This window comes from Micromonospora sp. ATLC20 (assembly GCF_057196585.1).
Window position 1 is genome coordinate 1 of the sequence record NZ_JBXUOV010000275.1, and the last position, 5,045, is coordinate 5,045.

Genomic DNA, 5,045 nt, shown 5'->3' on the forward strand with positions numbered 1-5,045 from the left:
GGGCACGGGTGCCGCGGCCGGCGCGGCTGCGGCTACGCCAGCCGGGGCGGCTGCGGGTGTGAGCGCCGGGGCGGCGGCGGTGGCCGGGGCCGGAACGCCGATGGTGAGCAGGGTGACGGCGGTGGCGGCGGCCAGGACCCGGGCTCTCATGAGATGGCACCCTACCGAGCCGGATGATCAGGTCCGGACGGCTCACCGGTGTCGTGACGCGGTGCCGATCATGCGGTCCCGGTCGGTGACCGGCCGGGGCGTCAGCGCACGCCGCGCAGCCACCACCGCTGCCATGGCGTCTCGACCGCGCGCCTGTGGTAGCCGGACCGCACCCAGGCCACCGCCCGCGCGGGCGGCAGCCCGTCCAGCACGGCGAGGGCGGCCAGCGCGGTGCCGGTGCGGCCGATGCCGCCGTGGCAGGCCACCTCGACCCGCTCCCCCGCGTACGCGCGCCGCCACGCCTCCCGCAGCGCGTCGAGGGCGTCGGCGCGGTCGGCCGGGATCCAGAAGTCGGGCCAGCGGACCCGCCGGGACGGCCACTCCGGCTCGGGACCGGGCGCCAGCAGCAGGGCGAAGTCGGCGGGCGAGGCGGGCGCGGCGACCTTGCGCCCGCGTACGGTGGCGCCACCGGGCAGCGTGAGCAGGCCGGCCTGATCGGTCCACGGTGTCGCGTCCATGGCTCATTGTGTCGTGTCGCCCGGACACGTGAGTGCCCGCCGGACGGAGTCCGGCGGGCACTCACGATCGAGCCGGGTCGTCCCCGGCGCACCCCGGATCAGCCGAGGCGGCGGCGACGCCAGGCCATGGACGCCAGCAGCAGCACCGCACCGGCGGCGGCGAGGCCCCCACCGAGCTTCAGCGGCGTACCGATGCTGTCACCGGTGACCGGCAGCCCGCCGTGGTGCGGCGAGCGGGTCGGCCGCGGCGGCAGAACGGTGCCGGTCGCGCTCGCGATCCGCCCGGACGTCAGACCGGTGGCGGTGAACGTGTACCGGCCCGGCCGGGTCGGCCGGTAGGTGACGGTGAAGTTGCCGCTGGCGTCGGCCGTCACGGTGAACGTGGTCGGCGCGGGCTGCGGCTGGGCCCGGTTGGGCGTGTAGGCGACGGGCGCCATCGCCACCGTGCTGCCGTCGCTGCGCCGCGCGGTCCCCTCGGCGGGGGCGGCCGCGGGCAGGCCCGTGATCGCCACGTCGATGCGCACCGACTCGTTCGGCGCGAAGTTCGAACCCCGCAGGGTGAACGTCTCGCCGAGCCGGATGGTCGTCGGTGAGACGGTCAGCGACGCGACCTCGGGCGGGTAGACCGGGGGCTGCGGCTGCGCCGCCCCGGCCGCGGTCGGCACGGCCGCTACGGCCAGGCCCACCGTGAGCGCCATGATGATGCGGGATAGCCGCATGATGGTTTCCCTCCTACTGTTCACAGCTTGGTGCGTTGACTACTTGGGTGGTCCATGGGGTGACGGTGGGCGTGTGCACCAGTTCGGCAGTCCCGGCGCCGGTCTGTCCGGTGAGCACCGTGACGTCGAGCGTCCGGGTCTGCCCCGGGCGGGTCTCCACGTTCGCCACCGCGACCTGGCGGCGGCCGTGGGTTCCGCTGCCCATCGCGGTGTCCCGTCCGTCCAGCCGGCCGGTGAGCACGGCGCCGCCGGTGGGCGTGTGCACGGAGACGAACGTGCGTGCGGTGTACTTGTCGCCGGCCAGGGCCAGCCCGGTGACCGACTTGCTCAGGCCCGACTTGGGTGCGGTGGAGTGCACCGTCACCCGCAGCCGCAGCTCGCGGCGCCCGTCCGGGTGGCATTCGCCGACCGTCACGGTGGCCGAGAACCTGAGGTAGTAGCCGAGCTTCGCGCCGCTGCCGTCGTTGAGGAACACGCCGACGGTCGGCACGGTGTCCTTCTCCGGGAGTTGACCGGCCAGCCGGCTGCCGGCCAGTGCGCGCTGCTCCTCAGATCGGACACTCCAGAACAATATCCGACGTTCATTGATTGAACGGGTAAAAACGGTCAAAAGCGCCTTCGGGTCTACCGTCTTGGTGAACAGCGTGTCGAAGACGCCCGACGCGGATCTACTGAAGAACTCGTCCTGGTCCTTCGTGTCCAGGTCCCGGTACGAGTCACTGAGCAGCGTCCGTACCGCGGTGGCGGCGGCCAGCGACGGCCCGTCCGGCACGTTCACCGGACCCACGACGCCGAGCAGGTACGACAGGACCACCGGGTCCACCGCCAGCACCCCGTCCACAGTGGTGCCGGTCCGGCGGCGCACCATGTCCCGGTAGAGCGCGGCGGCGGCCGGGAAGTCCGGCGTGAGGTTCACGTCCGCCGGATAGATGCCCGGCAGGTCACCCCAGAGCCGTTTCGCGTCCGCGCCGACCTTCAGCGGCGGGTCGAAGAACCGCAGGTCGGACGAGCTGCCCTGCTTCACCAGGCGGATCCCTCCGCCCTCGGCGCGCAGCACGGCGTACGCGCCGAACATGCCGCCGGTGGCGCGCAGCTCGGCCGGGTTCTGCGAGACCAGCAGGTAGGTGCGCGGCCCGTCCGCGCCGAGCAGCGGCGGCAGCAGCCGGGCGCCCCGGTCGGCGGCCGAGGTCAGCTCGCCGAGCTGGTCCAGCTCGGTGCGCAGCGCGACGACCGCGTCGCGTACCTGCGTCACGAGGTCGCCGGTTGGCACCAGCCGCAGCCGGTCGGCGGTGCGGCGCACGGCCTGGTCGGCGGCGGACACCTCGGCCGAGACGGCGCGCAGGCGGGCCAGATCGAGCTTGCCCTGCTTCGGCACCAGCGAGGCGAGGTCGACGCGCAGCAGCGTGGGGAACGCGAGCCGGGCCAGGTCGTCCACCGCCACCGAGATCTGCCGGACCGCGGTCAGGTTGTCCCCCGCGTACGGCGTCTGCTGGCCCACCCACCACACCGGATCGCCGGTCTCGCCGCGCGCGGCGGCGGCCTGCTCCTGCAACGCGGCGAGCGTGCGCTGGGCGCGGGCCACGTCGCCGTCGAGCACCTGGGCGCTGAGTTCCCGGGCCAGCCCGGCGGCGTTCACCAGGTGGGCGCGGGCCTGCCAGCCCCGGAACGCGACCCAGCCGCCGGCGCTGAGCAGCACCGACACGACGACCAGCCCGGTCAGCAGGATCCGGCGGACCCGGCCGGGCGTGGCACCAGGTCCGGTCACGGATTTCCCCCTACGTGTCGGTCGAATCGGACACAATTCGCGATCGAGTGCTTTTTAGCACGAGGAAGTGCCTGTTTGAGGCGTTGTTCGACACTTTGGCAATTCATCGGCTGTGTGCGAGCTTTATTCCGTTCGAGGACCGCTCGGCCGCCTCGTGCAGCAGCGCCTCGATCCGGTCCACGCCGGCTCGCATCGACATGTCCCGCAGGTACGCGTCGCGGCCCCGCCTGCCCATGTCGAGCCGGGCGGCCGGCGGGATGGCGGCGGCCAGCCAGAAGCGGTCGGCCAGCGCCGCCCAGTCCTCCGGCGGGCAGGACAGGCCGGCGCGGGCCCGCTCCACCAGCTCCGCCGTCTCCCCCGCTGCGGAGGCGACCACCGGCGCGGCGCAGGAGAGCGCGGCCTGGAGCTTGCCGGGCACCCGGCCCCGCAGCTCCGGCAGGTCGCGCTGGGCCACGAGCTGGTAGTCGGCGGCGGCGTACAGCTGCGGCATGTCCACCGCGGACCGTCGCTCCAGGAACCTGACGTTGTCCGCGCCGAGATCAGCGGCGAGCCCTCGCACCCGCCGCTCCTGCGGACCGGAGCCGACGAGCACCAGATCCATCCGGTCGCCGAGCGCCGCGGCCGCCCGGACCGCCGTCTCCAGATCCTGGCGCGCGCCGATCGTCCCGGCGTGCATCACCACGCAGCGGTCGTCCCGGCGGACCAGCCGCCGCACCACCGGCCCGGCCTGGGTGGGGCGGAAGATGCGCTCGTCGGTCCAGTTCGGCGCCACGCGCACCCGGCCCGGGTCGGCCCCGGCGGCGCGGACCAGATCCGCCATGGACGGCGAACCGACGGCCACCACCGCAGCCTCCCGGTGGAGGCGGCGGGAGGCGGCCTCCAGCCGCGCCGACCAGCCGCCGTCCGGCGCCGCGCGACCGTCCCGCTCCGTCCACACGTCCTGCACGTGCAGGACCGTCGGCGTACGGCCGAGCAGCCGCAGCAGCCCGGTGGCGGCGAATGTGACCGCCGGGTGCCCGTAGATGTAGAGCGCGTCGACGTCGCGCAGCAGGCCCCGTCCGGCGAGCGCGGCGCTGCCGGCGAAGGAGAGCCAGCTCGCGGTACGGGCGCGGGCGGAGCCGTCGCCCGCGGCGTACCGGGGCACCCGGCGCACGGCCAGCCGCTCGCTGTGCGTCTGGTGCCGCCAGCGCTGCCGCCAGCCGGGATAGACGTGGCCGCCCGGGTAGTCCGGGAATCCGGTGAGCACCCGTACCTCGTGACCCCGGGCCACCAGCTCCTCGGCCAGGCTGCCCGGGACGAACGCCGGCTCCGGCGGGAAGTGGTAGGTGAGGATGCCGACCCTCATGACCGCGCTCCCGGCGCGGCTTTCCGGACGGCCGGGCGCCGCACCGCGTACCATTCCCGCATCCCCTCTGCGTCCGGCCGCGACCGCCGGAAGAACGCCGTCGCGGCACCCTCCGTCGCGACCGTGCCGACGAGAGGGGTGCAGATGGTCGACGAGGTGCTCTTCGTCTGCCACGCGAACATGTGCCGGTCACCGATGGCGGAGTTCATCGCCCGCCGCATGCTGGCGGGCCTGCCGCTGACGGTGGCCAGCGCGGGAACCGACGCGATCGACGGGGCGGCCATGCACCCGTACGCGGTCGAGGTGACCGCGGCCGCTGGCGCGGACCCGGTGGCCTTCCGCACCCGCCGGCTGCGCGCCGAGCACCTGACCGGTGCGGCGCTGGTGCTGACCGCGACCCGCCGGCAACGCTCGGCCTGCACCTCGCTGGCGCCGGCCGCGCTGACCCGGACGTTCACGCTGCGGCAGTTCGCCCGGCTCGCCGCGGAGGCCCGCCCCGCCGAGGCGGAGGCGGACGCGGGCACGCCGTTGCGCGCGGCGGTGTCGGC

The 5,045-nt window shown here is 74.7% G+C and carries 5 protein-coding genes; 1 reads left to right on the forward strand and 4 read right to left on the reverse strand.

The window, feature by feature from the left end:
• Window positions 1–251: 251 nt before the first annotated feature.
• The 4 genes from AC2CHG_RS29870 to AC2CHG_RS29885 all read right to left on the reverse strand — a co-directional run bounded on the left by AC2CHG_RS29870 (window position 252) and on the right by AC2CHG_RS29885 (window position 4,497).
• Window positions 252–668 carry a protein-tyrosine phosphatase family protein gene (locus AC2CHG_RS29870; RefSeq protein ID WP_366623881.1) on the reverse strand — a complete coding sequence of 139 codons (417 nt, stop codon included), beginning with the start codon at window positions 666–668 and terminating at the stop codon, window positions 252–254.
• Between the two features lie 98 nt (window positions 669–766).
• Window positions 767–1,387 carry a hypothetical protein gene (locus AC2CHG_RS29875; RefSeq protein ID WP_366623879.1) on the reverse strand — a complete coding sequence of 207 codons (621 nt, stop codon included), beginning with the start codon at window positions 1,385–1,387 and terminating at the stop codon, window positions 767–769.
• 13 nt (window positions 1,388–1,400) lie between these two features.
• Window positions 1,401–3,152 carry a DUF4012 domain-containing protein gene (locus tag AC2CHG_RS29880; RefSeq protein WP_484526056.1) on the reverse strand — a complete coding sequence of 584 codons (1,752 nt, stop codon included), beginning with the start codon at window positions 3,150–3,152 and terminating at the stop codon, window positions 1,401–1,403.
• Between the two features lie 103 nt (window positions 3,153–3,255).
• Window positions 3,256–4,497, reverse strand: coding sequence for a glycosyltransferase family 4 protein (locus AC2CHG_RS29885; RefSeq protein WP_484526057.1), 1,242 nt, complete (start codon window positions 4,495–4,497; stop codon window positions 3,256–3,258).
• Between the two features lie 123 nt (window positions 4,498–4,620).
• On the opposite strand from AC2CHG_RS29885, the gene AC2CHG_RS29890 reads away from it, so the two are divergent.
• Window positions 4,621–5,045 (forward strand): arsenate reductase/protein-tyrosine-phosphatase family protein (locus AC2CHG_RS29890; protein WP_484526058.1); only part of this gene is annotated, 425 nt, incomplete at its 3' end.